The following is a 17,637-nucleotide window of genomic DNA, read 5'->3' as shown; positions in this document are numbered from 1 at the left end:
TCCAGAAACCCCACCGTCACCCTCGCCGCATGACCATCCCAAACACCCGCACACCAGGCACCACGTCCTTGACGAAGGACATAGAGACACCCCCCGACACTTCGACGCCGCCTGGGCCGGCCACCCGAGCAGGGCGCCTTGACGCGGAATCTTCGACCGCCACAGCAGCGGCGATCGGCTGCGGCCGAGGCCGGGTGAGCCGAAGCCCGAGTGCGACCCGGACACCACGACGCTGACGGGCCGATGCCAGGTGAAGGTGGCCGAGCCGCAGGCGAAACTGCTGCGGCCTGACGCCGCGGGCTGTCGCACGTTGATCAGGTGGGAGAACGACCGCCGGCGGTTCGGTCTGACGTTCGGCGAACTCGCCACTGCCAGCGCCTACGAGCCCCTGGCTCGGGTTCAGTTGTTGCCCTGATCTGGCACCGCCGGCTCGGGGTGGACCTGGTGGTGCCGCTGGTGGACAGCTCATGGGTGCGCAAGCCCAGGGAACGATGACATGAGGTCGGCAGCCGTGTGCTGGATCTGTCGCCCGGGGCCGAGATGGTACGGGACGGTGCGGAGTGGACCGTCGAATTGGGCTGGACATCAAACAAGGCCCAAGTCGCTGACTTGAGCCTTCGTCGTGGAGCGGGTGACGAGAATCGAACTCGCGCTCTGAGCTTGGGAATCAGCGGTTCTTGGGCTGCAGGAGAGGCCCTGAACTGCGCTTTTGCGTCGGTCGGGATGGTTGGCTGCGGTCCCTGGGAGCCGTACCTGACCGCTGTTGTCCGCTCTGCTGGGCGCGGATGGGGCACGTGGGCCGACAGCGCAACGGGTCCAGCCAAGGCGAGTGCTCCGGATGGGCCGACGGGTCAAAGGGGGATGATGCGGACCTGGTTGCCGCAGAGTTTGGTCATGTCGTCGCTGTCGGAGGTCAGGAGGGCGACCGGTTTCGGTTGGCGCAGTGCTACCTCGGCGACTGTGGCGTCGATGGCGTACTTGTGTCCGTGCAGTCCAGCGGCTTTGGGGAGTTCCGCTGCCGCTTTCGCCGCATGTTCGGTGACCGGCTCCACCTTGACACGGGACAGGGCCCAGTTCAGGCGGGGCATGTTGGTGCGGGAGTGGGTGACTTCCACGATGGTGTTGGCCCCGATCACCAGGTCGGTTCCCATGTCGTGGAAGACCTGCAGCATGGCGAGGAGCTTGCGGTCCTGCGCGACCCAGGCGGACAGTCCTTCCGAGTCCAGGACGACGGTCTCGATGCGCTCGCTCACGCGGCGTCCGCGCTCTTAGCGGAGCCACCGCCGCCGAAGATCTTCGAGCGGGCCTCGGCGAGCTCCTCGGAGCTGAAGGGGCCGTGCTCCTCTTCATGGCGGCGGAGGTCGTCGCCCAGGAGCTGGTGTCGAATCTGGCGGGCTACGGCTTCCGCCACGTAGCCGGAGACGTTGTCCGTGAGCTTGCGGAGCTCCGCCACCTGGTCGCTGGGGAGCGTGACGGTGATGCGAGTCGTCGATGACATACTTGGAGCATACCGGAGTATGCGTGAGGTTGTCCGTGATTGGCGCCCGAGCTCCGACTGGGAACGTCGCTCTGTCGTGTGCCAAAGATGTCCGCCTCGCTGGACCAGGGCGCGCAGGGTCGATGCCCCGGCGTCGGTCAACCCGGCTAGCGTGGCGTCGGCCGAGCGGGCACCCGACAGAAGGTGAGTGCACCGACGGTCGCGCCGAGCGCCAGTTATTTATGCCCTACGGCACTGACCAGTTTCGTTAGCGACGTGCCGCGCAGACGCTGGAGCAGGAATCTTTTGATCTTTTGCAACTGGCAGTGCGCCAACCTGCTCTGCAGGATCAGGTCATCCAGATGGTACGACTCCTCGACGAGCTTCGAATCAAGTTCGCCGTCGTCGCGATCATCTTTTTTCGCGAGGCGTCCGAAGTGGCGTTCCTTGGTTTCGAGACGTTCCTGATCCTGTCCATAAAATTTCCGCTTCGAGTGAATGCGAAGACTCCGACAGCCAGGACCAGGATCGGCGCCCATGTCCTCTGGTCTGCGATTCGGGGAATTTCATCTGCAATGATCTGGAGGTCACCCCTAGTTCTCCCCGGGCGCTCATAGTGATACACCGCTGCGCCCGATGCGAGAGAACCAAGGATCGCCGAGAAGTAAAATTTACGACCCTCTTCGGTATCCGCGACAACTGCTCTAGAGTGTTCCTCCTCTTTGTCATCATTTCGAGCTTCTCCGCAGAGACTTGCCTGACAAGGCGACGTGCTATCGAATAGCGAAGGAGCCAAGCCGGGCTCCTTCGCCCCAGATTGGCCCACGAGCGCGGTAGATTATTTCGCCAGTCGGGATTCCCCATGCGAGCACCGATCTCACTGGCAGATTCCAGGACGTCTGAATACCAAATCCGCCGCTCGACGCGTACGCTCACTATCGCCCAGAATCTGATGGCCAAGAACCGGGCGACTGTGAGTGCGCCGAGCAGTATGACGGCAACGACAGCGACCTTCAGGGGAATGGCAAGCCAAGGCTGTGTCACGCCGGCCTCAATGGGCTCAAAAGATTTATAAAGAAATTCCATTGACCCTTCCCGGGGGCTCTATGGCTGGGGCGCAATTATCCGGGAGCGGTGCGGGGGTCTACATGAATTTGAGGACAGTTTGAGCTTCGCCTTGAGCGAAGCTACTTTGCCCACCACCTATCCCGGCTCCCATCCCGTGCGCCGTCGACCCCACACGCATGTGGAGAGGATGCGGACCTGGACCAGATCACCGCGCCCGCGCGCACCGAGCGCTTGGCGCTGACAGGGGGCAGCCACGACCGTTGCCAAGCCCTACCGGCTCCTCAAAGCCGTCATGGAGACCGCGGTCGACGATGAACTCATCCGCCGCAACCCCTGCCGCATCTGGGGTCCTGGAGAGGGAGGTGCGGTGGAACGACAGATCGAGGTCGATGTCCTCGCCGATGGGCTGGGGCCGCGCTGGCGACTGATGCTCTTCCTCGGGGCGTACGGTCCATTCCGGCCGGAGGAACAAGCAGGGCTGCGCCGCAAGGACGTGGACCTCGACGAGCTGACCATTCGCGTCCGCATGGCTGCTCCGGAGTTCGCGACAGGCCGCCGCAGCCACGGCGACACCAAGTCGGACGCCGGGAAGCGGATCGTGGTCCTCCCTGGGTCCTTACAGAGGGACCTGGAACGTCACCTCGACTGGTACGCCGAGAGGGGCAGGACGGGTTGTTGTTCATGGGGAGCGGTGCAAGTGGCGCAAAGCCCGTGCTGCGTTGGCATTGCTGGTGGGGTTCGGATTCTACGATCTCCGGCACACCGGGCAAAGCCTGGCGACCCGCTTCGGGGCCACCCTCAAGGACACGATGGTGCGGGCTGGCCAGTCGTCCGAGAAGGCGTCGTTGATCCACCAGCACTCCGACCTTGGGCGTCAGTAGGAGGCCGCGAGTGGGCCGGCCGATCTTGTGCGGGCCGCGCGCGAGAGGTCGCACGGACAGTGGGCAAGCCTTCCGGTGCGGATCCGGTGCAAGAAGCTTAGAGAGGTCGAGACAACAGCAAAGCCCCCGACCGCTGGCCTGGGGCTTTTTCATGGAGCGGGTGACGAGAATCGAACTCGCGCTCTGAGCTTGGGAATCAACGGCGTTCTGGAGCACCCCAGGGCTCCGGCCAGGTATTACTTGGGTCTACGAGCTGCGCTGGATCCGGTTGGACTGACCGCTTCTGACCTTGGCGTACCGCCCTGAAGGGCTGGCACGGGGCTGGGTCTGTGACGGCGCATTTTGCGGAGGCGGTTCGGCTAGTCGCGTCAGCATGGCAACGCACTTCATGCTCAAGATCGTGGGGACGGTGTGCTTTCGCGAAAGATCCGGAGCACCTCCACCGCTTGCGCTGGCGTTAGCACGCCTTCGAACTGTTCATCCGGAGCCTGCCCCGATTCGTCACTGTCCGGACTTGGCCAGAGCGATTCCACGGCGTGCCCCCGGCTCGGCAGGCTGCTGTTCTGCGTCAGCGAGCTTTTCAACCCGTTTGCTTGGCCAAATAGGCATGCTTGCCCCCGTTCCAGGCGGGTCTTCAGGCTTTCGACATGGTTTATCGATGTCGTGCGCAGAAGCCGGACCGTACGTTGTGCAAGAGGCGAGTGAGTCGCCCGGACACCCGCTGTTATCTCCATGTGGGCAAGCCGGCGGGCCGCGTCCCTACGCCTCGAAGCCGACCTGTCAAGCGTGCCCAGGCGCCGCGGCGAGTACCGCGCCCTCCGATGTCTCGGGTTGCCATCCCGACCCCACGTACCTCCCGGCCGCCAGCGCGGCCCGCTGGGGAGCGTCTGAGGGTTGAGGGGCCGGCAAGGGCGGCCTTGGACGTAGTGAAGCGTGGTGGCACCGCTGTCATCGCTGAGCGCGCGGTCGCTTACGCCTCGGGCGACTCTTGGAACAGGCTGGTCAAGCGCCACAGCAGGAGAGGCTGTGACGATCTCGCCCTGCTGGCTCGCAGCATCCTGCTGGGGAAGGACCAGTTGCACGATGTCGTCGGCCGTGCCGCAGGCGGTCTCTTCGCGCTGCTGGGGCGCCCCAAGGTCGAGCGGGTCTTCGCGCAAGAACTGGCGCGCAGGATCCCGCTACCCGTCGACGCCCAACTCTCCGCAGCGGCACGAGGCTTGCAGATCGCCGGCGTCTACGTCTGCGTCGTCGGCAACCGGAGCCTGACTGACTGCGCCTGCCTGCGGGACGTACTCATTGTCGACGGCCAGGAACGCCTGCAGCAACTGCTCCAAGGTGCCCTGGAGGACTGGCAGTGGCTTCCCCGGCGAATGAGCGGTGGCATCACAGAGTGAGCCCGGTGACCGTGGTCCTCGCCTACAGAAGCGGCAAGTCACGAAGAGCGAGTTTGCCAAATCACAAGGAGCGTCCACTTGGACGCTGACTTAGGTCTTCGCAGAGAGCAGTCTGGTGCTCGACGTGAGGAGGCTGCCGATGCGGTGGATCGTTTTGGGGCTCGGAGCGGTTGTCGCACTGCGCGTTGCACGGATGTTGCTTTGCCAGGTTCAAAAGCTGATGTTGGACTTCGGTGCCGTTGTCTCGGCCTGGCGCGAGACTGTGAGGACTGTCAGGAGGTGACGCCGAGCGCAGGACGAGTCCTCTGTGATCGTGAACGTTTGTCCGCTCTGAGCTAGGAGCGATTGCGCTGTTATGACGGCAGGTGACATGGCATAGCCAAGGTCAGGGCTCGCTGTCAGACCCCTACGGCAGACTAAAACCATGAGCGTAAGGTCGGATTTTTCCCTTGATCTGCAGTTGAAGCTTGTGTTGAGCGAAGCCGTCAATCCGGACGTGAAGGTAGCCCTCGTATCGGCAAGAGACCACATGAACAGTGGGACGGGAGGACATCGCCGGGGCGGGAAGGTACTCATCTACCTGCTGGAGGCGGCCCGCCAACGCGCAGCGGACGTCGGCGAGTGGCAGGTCGTACGGCTGGTCCAGGACTCACTGGACTATGCCGAGGGGCGGATCCTTCAACCTGATTTTCATGAGCGCCATCGCCTGTTCCAGGATGGCGTTCGTAATAAGAGGCTAGAAAAGTACGTGGGAAACATGCTCGGGATCGAGCTCAAATACCTTGCGGAGGCAGGTCGTGAGTACGTTCAGGAGCATCCTGACGCCAACGTGGACGATCTGATCGCCCACCTCTACTTGCTGTCGGAGGATGCGCGGTTCCTCGACGCGCCCGAGGACCGTCCGGGGCGGTATCGCCTTCTCCGTGGGCGCGCGGAGATGGCAGTTTGGCTGCAACGCGTCCTCCAGGAGCGGGTGGACATCGAGGACCCAGCAGAAGCTGCTCGCCGAATTACCACCTCGCCGGGGGCCATCGCCCTTCTTGCGGCAGATACTGAGGGTCAAATGGTCCTCCGAGCGGCGGAGTTGCACCGGCGTTCGTCCGACCTGGCGGCCTTGCGAAAGGTCGTGGAGGACCCCACTGCGTCTGAACACGCACTTCAGCGCGCCCTGGAGGGACAGCACTGGATCTTCGGCGGGCGGTTCGTGGGGGAAGCCATTCATCGTCGGCTGGTGCCAGGGGACGAAGTCGATCTTCCTCTGATCCGCCACGACGGGGCTCTGCACGTGATCGAGTTGAAGCGGGCCATGAGCCTCGTCGGCCCTCTCGTGAAGAAGAACCACGGATCATGGACTCCTACGGCCCAAGTGCACGACGCCGTGGGCCAAGCCGTGAACTACCTGGTCGGCCTGGACGAGAACCGCCACCGGCTCCGCGAAGATCTTGGCATTGAAACCCGCCGAGCAAGCGCGATGGTGCTGATCGGGCACCCTTTGGTACAACCCTCCGTTCCCGAGGAATCGATCAACGAGGCGTTGCGCACACTCAACACCCACCTGAATCGCGTTGAGGTGCTCACCTACAAGGAGTTGATCGACAACGCGGAACGTTCCCTCGGCAGCACGCCGACGGCCTAGCTTCTTCGAAGCTGCTCGGCCGCAGGTGAGGAAGAGGGCCATACGAACGGCAGAGGGACGGGGGAACCTCGTGTGCGCTGTCGGTGTCCAAGCGGACGCAGTAGATGCCGATGCCCCTTGGGCAAGCACGCGATCGGGTTGAGGATGAGGCAAATGTTCGAATCGATTGGTAGTGAAGCTGGGCAATGCGCAGTAGGTTGTCAGCGTGGCTGACATCTGTGAGGAGCAGTGTGGACGAGCAAGCGTTTAACGCGGCCGTCGGGCGAAGAATCCGGGCGGCACGGCAGCGGGCTGAGTTGACGCAGGAGCTCTTGGCCCGCCAGGCAGGGCTGTCGCGTGGGTCGATCACGAATATGGAGTCGGGCACTCAGGTACCTCCTCCCTACCGCCTTGCACGAATCGCCGCAGCCTTGCATGTGGAGCCGGCTGATCTGTTGCCTCCGCTCGGGCAAGGGGGCCAGGTCGGCGATCTCCCCGAACACCTGGCCGCCGAGGTGGCGTCCGTGCTGTCTGCGGCCGAGAAGATGCGGGTAGACGATGGCCAGAGCTGACGTTGCGGCCAAGGCTCTACTGGAGTCGTGCGGAGTCTTGGCCGCACCCATCGACCCGGAGTGGATTGCACGAGATCTTGGGGTGCTAGTCGTGCCGCAGGATATGGCTGATGACGTGTCCGGCATGCTGCTGCGCCGGGATGGCGAGCGGGTGATCGGGGTGAACCGTAGTCACCCATCAGTGCGCAGGAGATTCACCATTGCCCATGAACTTGGGCACCTGCGAATGCACCGGGGGCGCCCTCTGATCCTGGACACGGACACGCGGATCAACTACCGCAACACGGTCTCCAGTATGGCCACCGATCGAGAAGAGATCGAGGCCAATCGGTTCGCCTCTGCCCTGCTGGCTCCCGAGGCGATGGTGCGCGAGGCTGTCTGGAGCATGCGGTTCCGAAATGTGCAGGAGCTGGTGAAGGGCCTCTCCCGCGAGTTCAAAATGAGCGAGGTTGCCATGAATTATCGTCTGATGAACCTCGGGATCATCTCGGGCCCTGGCCACTAATCGTCGAGGACACCCCTATGGGCGGGGAGCCGTGTGGCTGGCTTGAGATTCTATGTCAGTGAAACTGTCCCTCGATTTATGTTGCATCTCCCATCATCTCTGTGTTGTGATTGATCAGCAGCCCAAGAACTGTCGAGGTTCAAGGGGAAGGAGTGCATCAAGTCCACAGGTGTGGGCTTCTCTGTCGGGTGGCATTGGAGTCAATCGCCCCGCCCGACGCTTGCTACTCAAGGCAGTCGACTGAATCTGTCCTGCCCTCATCGCCTGCGGACCGTAGAACAGACATCTGACCGATGTCCTCAACTCATCTGACGTGCAATTTCCCCCCGTGCTTGGTGCGGCGACGTCCGAATGGTGAGCCCCGATACGGCCGCGCGAATACAGCGTTCGTCACAGACCCAGGGCAGTACCTGACGGCGCTGATCAGCCAACTCCCGCGTCAGCTATTGACACCCTGACTCTCCAGGAGGAGAGAAGATGCAGCACGTCGGCTACTTCGACGCCTTCCTCAAGGCAGTCGTCAACCTCAGCCAGGGAAAACTGAACCTGCTGGACCTGCGGGTCACCACGATCTACGAGGCGCTGAAAGCAGACAAGGAACTCGGTCGCCTTATTCTTGGCAAGAAGCCTCAAGGGTCATGGGCCCAGCGCACCATCATCAACCCGATCGGTGCCAAGGAGTTCGACGCCGACTTCATGCTTGACATGAAAGAGAATCCCGACTGGGCCCACAGTCCCAAGCTCTACATTGAGAACGTCTACGCCGCGATCCACCGGCACAGCATTTACAAGGACATGCCACACACGCGGAAATGTCGGTGCGTCCAGCTCAGCTACGCGAACTCGATGCACGTCGACATCGTTCCCTACGTGCGGCTCGCCAGTGGTCGCGAGGTCATCGTGAACCGCGACGAGGACCGGTGGGAGGAGACCAACCCTGCCGGCTTCACAGCCTGGATGCAGGTGAAGGACACGATCGCAGGCGGCAACCTCCGCAAGGTCATCAGGCTGATGAAGTACTTGCGCGACCACAAGGGATCCTTCACCGGCACCAGGTCGATCATCCTTACCACTCTGCTCGGTGAGCGGGTCTCCGAGTTCTACAAGCCCGCCGACCCCGGCTACTACAGCAACGTCCCCACCGCCTTGCTCCACATCGTGAGCGACCTCGACGACTGGCTCCAGCAGCGCCCCAACAAGCCCTCCATCCCTGATCCGTCGGGCTCGGGGGTGACCTTCGATCACCGGTGGGACCAGACCACTTACGCATACTTCCGCGACCGTATCCACGTCCATGCGGCACAGATTCAGAGTGCCTACAAGGAGACCGATCCGGCGACAAGCGTTCGGCTGTGGCAAGAGGTGTTCGGAGAGCGCTTCAAGGCACCGGTCACCACGGGCGGTTCCAAGTTCCTCGTACCGGCCCCTGCCATCACGACGGTGACCAGGACCGGGCGCGCGGGATGACCAAACGCAAGCCGCGGCCGAGCCTGACACCGTGGCAGACCCAGGTCCTGAGCGACCTGAGGGCTCTCGCGGCCCAGCAGCCACACGATCTGCGGATCACTGACCGGCCCGTGGCAACTGACAGCGGTCTCGTCGTTTTCGGGCTACGGCTGTACACCGCTGGGCTGACCGCAGAGGAGGCGGGCCTGCCGCTGAAGGGCGAGGAAGACTTCCTCGTGGTCGTATCCGACGACTCGCTACTGCCTCCCATGGTGGAGGTCGGTCACGACCGCTTCGCCGGCCATCCGCACGTGCTGCAAGGTCGACGGCTGTGCCTGTACCTGGATCCCTCCCGTGAATGGGATCCGGTGGGCGGCATCACCGCCGTTCTCAACAGGCTCTGGGACTGGCTGGCGGACGCCTCATCTGGCCGTTTCAACGCGTCCACAGCGATGTATCACGCCGTGGGCGGGGTTCTCCACCGGACCCCTGGCACGCCGACCATCGTGGTCCGCGAGTCTGGTTCCGATCGGACCCTCCAGTCTGGGTGGCTGAAGCTAAGGACATCAGACCGACTGGACCTGACCTATCAGCACGAGGGTGAGGACCAGATACCAGTGCCGGTCCTCACCTCCACGACTTATCTGCCATACGGGGCAGGAACCACCCTCGCGACGTTGGGCGCACTCTTCAACGCACAGTTCTTCGAGCAGAACACAGCGACCCGGCTTTCGCCCCTCTCCCATCGATCTGCGGCCTTCCTGACCGCTCTCGCGGCCGGCGCTGCCAAGAGTCCACATGACAGTCCGCAGTACTTCGTCTTGGCCGTGCCCCATCCAGCGGGAGGACCTCATCATCTGCTGGGAGGTCGCCTGGCCCCGCTGACCGCCAACGTCCTTCGGCAGAAGATGAAACAGCACGGTGCCGCCGCGGTCCCGCACAGCCTCAGCGCGTTCGACTTGGAGGCTCCCATCGAGTGGTGCACGATGTCCGACGAACGCCCGGCAGTAACGACTCGACGGGATACCGGTCGGCCCGTCAGTTCACTCCGCGGCAAGAACGTTCACGTGTGGGGATGCGGCGGCATCGGATCCTGGGCAGCTGAATTCGCCGCCCGCGCCGGAGTCACTCAGATCACCCTGTGCGACCCCGGAACCATCACCGGCGGCCTACTCGTCCGCCAGAACTACACCGAGAGCGATATCGGCAGCGCCAAGGCTGACGCACTGGCTCGCCGCCTCAGCGGCATCAGTGATGGTCTCATCGTGAAGGTCATACCGTGGCTCTCGCTCGAAGCAGCCACGCGGGCCGTGAGTACTGCAGATGTCATCATCGACGCCACGGTGAGTGTTTCCGTCAGTCGCCTTCTTGACGGGCTCGCCAGCAATCCCGACCGAAGTGCCGTCCTTGCCCAGATCGCAACCGATGTACGGACCGGGAGCCTTGGCATCCTGGCAGTGTCTACCCTCGGCAACAGCGCTGGCCCGGCCGCTGTAGACCGACAGGTCGGACCCGCAGTCCTCGGCGATCCGCAACTGGAGCTCTACCACTCGTTGTGGCAGGAACCCTTGGAAGGCGACGAGTTGGTACCAACGCGGGGCTGTTCGGTGCCAACTTTCCACGGCTCGGCCGCCGACATGGCCTCGGTGGCCGCCAACTTGGTCACTTTGCTGGGCCCCCATCTGAGCGCGCAGCTTTCCGGTACACACCTCTGCGCCCTGCCGAGCGGGCACGGGGGGCCAGCCCACCGCTTCCTCCGGCACACCTGACCTGGCCCGTCGGAAGCTTCAGTCTGCCCCTTGCCTGCTAAGCCCGATATCCAAGGTGCGCCAGTACCTGCCATTCAACCGTTCATAGATCGCCAACTCGGGATGTACTTGATGGTGATGGAGACGACCGAGGGCTATGGCTGCGGACAACGGGAGAGCCGGGAGCACATGGAGCCGACGGACGGTCGTAGGGGCTGACTCCAAAGCAGCCAGGAAGGAGCGGAGACAGGAGATGAAGTTCTCCAACGAACCTCGGTGCGCGAGGATATCGGGAGCACTAGGCACCGCTGCGGGGCTGATCCCGTAACGGCGCAGGCTCCTAAGCTCTGCGGGTACCTCTGCCAGGTTGACAGTGCCCGAGACGCTCAACACGACAACTTCCTCAGGCCCGTGCGGGGCCGCGTGGTCGAGACGGGTCGCGAAATCGACGACGGGAGCCGAGTTCTGCCAGCACCAGGATTCGTCGTGGCGGTGGCGTTGATGGATCTCGGTGGGTACCGTGTCATCGAGACGGGAGCCGAGGTGGACAAGCAACGGCAGCCGGGCGAAGCCGAAGACGCTGAGGTGTCTGACATTGTCGCTGGAGATCCCCCGATTCAACTGGTGCTCGATCACGTCATCGATCACCGCTGTGGCGAGGCGGTAGTAAGAACGGCTCCGCTCTCCCGCATCCCATGCCACGTTCGGCCGCCTGACGGATTCACCAGGCAACGGTCGCAGGTCAATCTCAATACCGTGCCGAGAGTATGATTCCAAGAACAACGGGTACCGCTTCGCGGCAACTACGGCGGTTGCCGCCGTCTGTCTCGACAACTCGACCTCGTGGCCGTGGACCTGGCCAACCATCCGAAGCACGGTGGTTGTGCGGTCTGCGTTCAGCCCAGTGACGTATCGGATTCGGTCCTCGTGCGAGCGTTTGAGTTCTCTGAGTACACCCACGGTGAAGACATCGAAAGTTTCGACTGAATCGAACTCTTTGTGCTCGTCCGCACAGACCAGCATTAGGTTGTCTGCCGATTCCCGGTCGTCTAGCTCGCTTACACCCCGCGGTGAGAGAGGGTTGTTGTGCCTGCCGACGATGTGAGCGAGTTCGCCCAACCGCAGAGTCCTGGCGGTCATTCCCCCGTCCAGGAGGTATCGGTTGCAGATAGCGCACCGGCCACCCGCGCGTACCCACACCTCCTGTCGCACGAGGGTGGAGATGGCGCCTCCGCGCTGCGAGCGTTCTGTCGTGCTCATGGCTTCCTACCGTGTCCCAGCCGGCTACGGACTCACGACGTTACGCCCTGACATGCCCGCCCAGGCATCCGTTTGTGAAGAAAGTAGCGAACCTCCTGTCTACGCCGGGGTCTCAGGAAATCGGCTCGGTGCACTGCGGGACATGTGCTCCTCAAGAAGGGGGGCAACGGTGTGAGTGGTCCGAGAGGCCGGCCCCCGGCCTCTCCGCGGCAACCGCCTAAGTCTGTGCGGGTCATCCCAGGGGATGTTGGGACGGGCCCCGTGCGATGCGCCTTATCGTCGGAATGTCAGTGACATGCCCGATGATGGCCAGCATGACCGATTACGTACTAACCGGCCTTGGCGCCCGGCGTTTCGAGGAACTGTCCCAAGCCCTTGCCCTGCAGACCCTGGGGGCTTCCGTCGAGATCTTCGGGGACGGGCCAGACGGCGGACGAGAGGCTACCTTCGAGGGACTGACGGGCTTCCCGAACCCGGATACGCCATGGACCGGCTATGGCGTTCTGCAGGCCAAGTTCCGCAGCCGACCGGAAGGTCCGGGCAAGGACGCCGATTGGTTAATCGGTCATATCAAGTCAGAGCTGGACGCGTGGGGGGATCCCGCCTCCAACCGAGTCCGCAGGGGGCGCCTTCCCGACTACCTTTTGATCACCACTAACGTCGTCCTGTCTGCCGTTCCAGGCAGCGGGGGCATCGACCGTGTCCACGAAGCGCTGCGTGAGCGCGTGAATCAACTGAACCTCCCGTTCAAGGGATGGGAAGTGTGGCACTACGACAAGATCTGCCGACTCCTTGACAACAACGAGGATGTGCGTCGCGCCAATGCTGACACGGTCCTACCCGGAGACGTCTTGGCCCGTATGCAGGCGCAGCTTCAGGGCCTGGAAGCAGCGCGAAGGTCCTCTGGACCAACGGGGGGCGGTGGACTGCCGCGGGAACTGCGGCAGTTGATCGGGCGAGAGGCGGCACTTGCCGAGGGGCTGGCAGCCCTGCAGGCACCCGATCTCCGCAGCACGAGCTCAGTCCTGGTCACTGGCGGGCCAGGCATCGGCAAGAGCTCTCTGGCCCTGAGATTGGCACACCTGGCACAAGAGCACTACCCCGATGGGCAGTACCACCTCGACCTGGCCCTTGCTGTTGGCGAAGGGTCCGAGTCCGACCTGGTGTCGTTGCTCCTGCAGGCCCTGTTGCCGATCGGTGACCCGCTCCCGGAGGAGATGGGCCAACGTCGCGCGCTCCTGCGCGCGACGTTGGCTGAGCAAAGGGTCCTCTTGCTGGTAGACGACATCGTCTCGGAGAAGGCGTTGTTGGAGGTGCTGCAAATGGACGGCCCCTTCGCGCTGGTGGGCACGAGCAGGGCCAAGCTCAGCGGCCTCGCTGGGTTGGTTTGCTGCGTCGAAATCGGCCCTCTGCCGACTGGGCACAGCGAGACGCTCGTGAAGACTGTCGTCGGGCCGTCACGGCTGACCAACGCCCAGGTGTCGGATCTGGCCAATGCCTGCGGCGGGCATCCCCTCGCACTGCACATCGCAGCTGCTCACCTCGCGAGGCGTCCGAAAGTCGACGCGGACCGGTATCTCCGGGACATCGCAAGTCCTGACCACGGACTGCGAGCCTTGCGTGCCGGGCAGACTGCGATCCAACCGGTACTCGAACGAAGCTTCGTCGATTTGGACTCGGATCAGGCACGCCTGTTCACAGTGCTCGGGATGCTGCCGCACATGTCCATTACCGCCGATGTCGCCGGAGCAGCCCGAGCCACTCGGGAGCAGATCGCCGAAATCCGGACCGAAGACGTAACTGAGCTCCTCGACGAACTGTTCGAGCTGAGCCTTATTGAGCAAGTTGGCGAGGACCGCTACGTCTTCCATGAGATCCTGCACCGCTTTGCCCGGTTCAAGTCCGCGTCGGCTCCGATGGAGAGCCGTGAGACCGCCATTCGGCACGCCTGCCTGATGGCTGCCGCACGCGCACAGTCGGCTGCGGAATCAATCGGCTTTACTGATAAGGAAGCCACCGACCCTGCGCCGAGCAACGTCGAGGCCCTGCAGCAACTCCAGGCCGACCGGCCAGGTGCCGTCGCCCTAGTCGAACTGGCTCGGGATCGCCAGATTTGGGACCCGCTCGTCGTACTCGCGGCGGACCTCACGGCTAGCCTGTGGCATGGAAGCCGCTGGGTTGACCTCGAACGTGTCTACCAGTGTGTGCTCGAAGCCGGCACCCGCTCCGACAAGCCCGACTGGAGTGCAACTGCCCTGCACAACCTTGCCCTGGCCTCCGCTCACCTCGGGGACAGCCAGCACGCAGCTGACCTGTTCCATCAAGCGGCCCGTACTGCCCACGTCGCCGGCAACCTGCATTTGATGCTCCTTGCGGAACTAGCTATGGGCTCTCTGCTCATCAACCTCGGCCGTGCCCGCGACGCGATTCCCTATCTGCGCCACGGATTGCCGTATTGGCGCCTTTCTGAATCCCGGCAGGTGCTGTCGCAGGCCCTTGGCAACCTCGGCCAAGCCTACCTCGCCGTCGGGCAGGTGCGCAGGGCTGAAAAGTATCTGCGCAACAGCCACAGCCTTTCGAATACGGACACTGCGGCAGACCTGGGTAGCCGCGGAGCTCTCAGTGCACTACTTCGCGCTGAAGGCCGAATGGGCGAGGCCGCGCAGCAAGCTGTTAGAGATATTGAACTTGCTCGCGCTGTTGGCAGCCGGGCGTGGCAGGCCACAGCTCTGATGGCACTCGGCGACACGCCGCTGCAAGAACGACCAGATTCCGCCCCCGGTGACCCGATTGAGGCTGCTCTGGCGATTTACCGGGATACTGGAGATATCCAAGGCCAGGTACGCGCCCTATACCGTTTGGGAAGCCAGGCCGCCGGGCGCGCAGAGATCGATACAGCTGCCACGCACCTGGGCCACTGCGTGCACTTGGCGGGAAGTATCGGCGATTATGAACACGCGTCCCAAGCGCTCGCTTATCTGGCCGCCTATCAAGGAGGTGCCGGACACGTTAGCGAAGCGGAATCCCAGTTTGCGCAAGCCCAAGATATGGCCCGCCATACCGGAAACCCTGTCGTGGTAGCACAAATTCTGCAGAAGAATGCCGAGTTCGTATGGCACACGGGAAGAATCGGCCAAGCCGTGACGCTGCTCACCGAGGCCGTCAGTCTGCTGGAGCACACCGAGCACAAGCAGGCCACGGCACAGGCGAGGACTGCTTTGGGGGAAGCCCTCCTAGTCTCAGGGCGATGGCAGGCAGGTGCAAGCATGCTGGAGCAGGTCGTCTCCATCACCTCAAGCGACGCCTTGCCACACACCAAGGCTCAAGCACACCGAGCGCTCGCAGTCCTCTACTCACGTCGCGGCCTCCACACGGAAGCCAAGACCATGATCACCAGGGCGCTTGATGCATGCGAACGTGCCAAAGACGCCTCGGCCCTCCTACGTACCCGAATGGCGCTCGCGAACATGCACGCTCGCAATGAGGAGTGGTTCGAGGCGCTAAACGAATACCGCAAGGCTGAGGAGCTCGCCAAAGCGCAAATGGATCTGCATATCCTACTCACTGCAAAGACGATGGCTGCCGTATCTCTCCTGCATGGAGACGACCCAAATCAGGCTGTTGCCGACCTCAATCATCTATTGCCGACGGCTCGGCAGTTGGGGATGCGCTCGCTGGAAGTTGCTATCCACGTCAATATCGGTGTCAGCTATTCTGATTCTGGCGAAAATTCCTCGGCCCTAGAAGAATTCCTTAAAGCCAACACGTTGATCGAAGAACTTGACGACGACACCTTGTTGGCACCCTGCTTGATGAACCTGGCTCGCTCATGTCATGCTCTCGGCCAGATTGACACTGCCCGGAAGTACGCGCGTGACGCTTTCGGTGTTCATCAGCGCATCGGAGGCTGGTCGGACGCAGGGGAGGCACTCCTTGAGCTCGCCCGTCTTCATGCCGAAGATAAAACCGAAACTACTGAGCCTACGATCGACGATCTGCTCGGTGCGCAGAATCTGCTTGACCGCCGAGTCCTGGAATCCATCCGGACCCGCTTGCGGACCGTCGCTCGGAACCTGCCTATCCCCGCCAGCGATGAGCATCCGAGGCTGGAGACCACTGCCGACGCACGGCGCGTCAATATCGCTCCATCCGTTCATCGTGAACTGGGTGGCCTGGACATCACGCAAATGCTAGCCCGGCTTGCGAACTCTCGGCAGAACTGCGAAGCGTGCCAGCTGGTGATTGACGAAGTCGGCGAGGCCGAGCTTCTCCTGTTCCGGCACCCGGAGATGGAGCACTTGCTGGTGCGTCTCGCACACCCACACTGCGTTGCCTCTCGGGTGATCCAACTCAGCAAAGCTCCCAAGGAGCCTAAGATTATCTCCGAGGTAGAGTGCATTCTGTTCGGAGGCGATAAGGCAGGCATCATTGTTGATTGCTATGGCGGATGGGGATCAACCGACGATGGGTCTGTCCGAGATCTAGTTCTGGATAGCCATGCTACCGCTGGGTTCGCTAACCTTCGGAGCTTCCTCGACGGCCTGAAGGACGGCGACGCGCTTAACCTCGGAACTATTTCACGAGTCGATAATAGCGATGTACGCGCCAGCCTGGAGGGCCATAAACTTTCGGTCTCTGGGCCCTCGGGGGCGTTGCTGCGCGGCATGCCACTCAACTTCTTCCCTCACTGGTACCGGGCAGCGCGCGAGGGGACGCTGATCATCGTGATCGGCCGAAATCTCCAAGGCATGGCCGCCGATGACATTTCCTACCTCCTGCACGCGATGGAATCCGGTCAAGCCGTTGGCGGCAGCGTTCCGTTGGACGTGGTACGTCCACGCAGGAATGCGCCCTGCCCATGCATGATGCGTACCGGGCGTAAGTTTAAGCACTGCTGTGGAAGGAGCGCAGTCGTGACGTGACTAAAGGCGTGATGGTGCCATCAGAGTTCAGCACGGGGCGGGCCAGCATTGGCGTCTTAGAGCGCTGTGCTCACTTTTCCGGGCCCATAGAGACCGTAACCCAGCGGTTGGGTGCGTGCTTCTTCCTCCGAGCATCGGGCACCCCAGGGCGGACCTGGGCGACGGCCGGTGGCCTCGTGGTGGTCGGCAACCAGGCGCGCGAGGCGTGCCCGCACTTTCGCATCAGTCGCCGGTGTCAGGGATTCGCGAGGTGCGGCGTGTTTCATGGCATCTCGTAGGGCGTCGAGTTGCCGGAAGAGTTCGCGCTGGGTGATGTGCTGGCACCAGGCGTTCTCTGCTCTGCCCAGGAGGAGGTGGAGGCGGTCGGCCAGGTTAGGTGGGGGCGGGTTGAGGATGCGTCGCACGTTGCGCGCGTAGTTGCTGAGGGGTTCCTTCCGCCGTCCTATCCCCAACGGGCGGCGTCGCGCGGCGCTTATACCCGGACCGCCGTCGCGGCGATGAGGGCGAGGAGGAGCCCCATGACGCTGAGGTAGGTGTAGAGGCCGTGGACCAGGGCGGGGTGCTCGCGGCGCATGGCATTGAGCGCGGCTAGGTTCTGTTTCTCGGATCTGGTGACAGGGCTTGGTGTGCGGGTCCAGGCTCGGTCATGTGACTGGACGAGGGGCGTTGACGAACGCGGAGTGGGAGCGTCTTGAGCCGCTCTTGCCTCGCGGCGGGAGTCGTGGTGGTCGCTGGAGTGACCACCGCAA

11 protein-coding genes are annotated in these 17,637 nt (G+C 63.0%); 7 read left to right on the top strand and 4 right to left on the bottom strand.

All coding sequences use genetic code 11. The features are described from left to right. Positions 1-851: 851 nt before the first annotated feature. From ACIQD6_RS36075 to ACIQD6_RS36065, 3 genes are all read right to left on the bottom strand, one after another. Complete coding sequence (locus tag ACIQD6_RS36075) at positions 852-1,253, bottom strand: DNA-binding protein (RefSeq protein ID WP_401891284.1); 402 nt, start codon at positions 1,251-1,253, stop codon at positions 852-854. Beyond that, a complete protein-coding gene (locus tag ACIQD6_RS36070) occupies positions 1,250-1,498 on the bottom strand; it encodes a hypothetical protein (protein WP_401891282.1) in 249 nt (82 codons plus the stop codon). The genes ACIQD6_RS36075 and ACIQD6_RS36070 overlap by 4 nt, the downstream gene beginning before the upstream one ends. Positions 1,499-1,713: 215 nt before the next feature. Further along, entirely contained in the window at positions 1,714-2,016 is a 303-nt protein-coding gene (locus ACIQD6_RS36065; protein WP_401891279.1) for a hypothetical protein, read from the bottom strand. 2,327 nt (positions 2,017-4,343) lie between these two features. Here ACIQD6_RS36065 and ACIQD6_RS36060 point away from each other — a divergent pair. The 6 genes from ACIQD6_RS36060 (at position 4,344) to ACIQD6_RS36035 (ending at position 10,727) form a co-directional block, all read left to right on the top strand. Beyond that, complete coding sequence (locus tag ACIQD6_RS36060; RefSeq protein WP_401891276.1) at positions 4,344-4,820, top strand: hypothetical protein; 477 nt, start codon at positions 4,344-4,346, stop codon at positions 4,818-4,820. 424 nt (positions 4,821-5,244) lie between these two features. Then, positions 5,245-6,456 carry a Shedu anti-phage system protein SduA domain-containing protein gene (locus ACIQD6_RS36055; protein ID WP_401891273.1) on the top strand — a complete coding sequence of 404 codons (1,212 nt, stop codon included), beginning with the start codon at positions 5,245-5,247 and terminating at the stop codon, positions 6,454-6,456. Between the two features lie 230 nt (positions 6,457-6,686). Further along, a complete protein-coding gene (locus tag ACIQD6_RS36050; protein WP_401891270.1) occupies positions 6,687-7,007 on the top strand; it encodes a helix-turn-helix transcriptional regulator in 321 nt (106 codons plus the stop codon). Between the two features lie 37 nt (positions 7,008-7,044). After that, a complete protein-coding gene (locus ACIQD6_RS36045) occupies positions 7,045-7,512 on the top strand; it encodes an ImmA/IrrE family metallo-endopeptidase (protein WP_401891267.1) in 468 nt (155 codons plus the stop codon). Between the two features lie 477 nt (positions 7,513-7,989). Next, entirely contained in the window at positions 7,990-8,979 is a 990-nt protein-coding gene (locus tag ACIQD6_RS36040; protein ID WP_401891264.1) for a cyclic GMP-AMP synthase DncV-like nucleotidyltransferase, read from the top strand. Continuing rightward, positions 8,976-10,727, top strand: a complete 1,752-nt coding sequence (locus ACIQD6_RS36035; RefSeq protein ID WP_401891262.1) for a ThiF family adenylyltransferase — start codon at positions 8,976-8,978, stop codon at positions 10,725-10,727. Before ACIQD6_RS36040 ends, ACIQD6_RS36035 begins: the two co-directional genes overlap by 4 nt. An 18-nt stretch (positions 10,728-10,745) precedes the next feature. Here the strand turns inward: ACIQD6_RS36035 and ACIQD6_RS36030 are convergent, their stop codons facing one another. Next, entirely contained in the window at positions 10,746-11,966 is a 1,221-nt protein-coding gene (locus ACIQD6_RS36030) for an SAVED domain-containing protein (protein ID WP_401891259.1), read from the bottom strand. A gap of 314 nt (positions 11,967-12,280) precedes the next feature. Between ACIQD6_RS36030 and ACIQD6_RS36025 the strand changes: the two genes are divergently transcribed. Continuing rightward, positions 12,281-16,888 carry an NB-ARC domain-containing protein gene (locus tag ACIQD6_RS36025; RefSeq protein WP_401891257.1) on the top strand — a complete coding sequence of 1,536 codons (4,608 nt, stop codon included), beginning with the start codon at positions 12,281-12,283 and terminating at the stop codon, positions 16,886-16,888. Positions 16,889-17,637 lie beyond the last annotated feature (749 nt).

It is taken from the genome of Streptomyces sp. NPDC088400 (assembly GCF_044753355.1).
In the GTDB taxonomy this organism is placed as follows: domain Bacteria; phylum Actinomycetota; class Actinomycetes; order Streptomycetales; family Streptomycetaceae; genus Streptomyces.
Note: the sequence above shows the minus strand (reverse complement) of the source record. Positions and strands in the feature narration are given on the sequence as shown.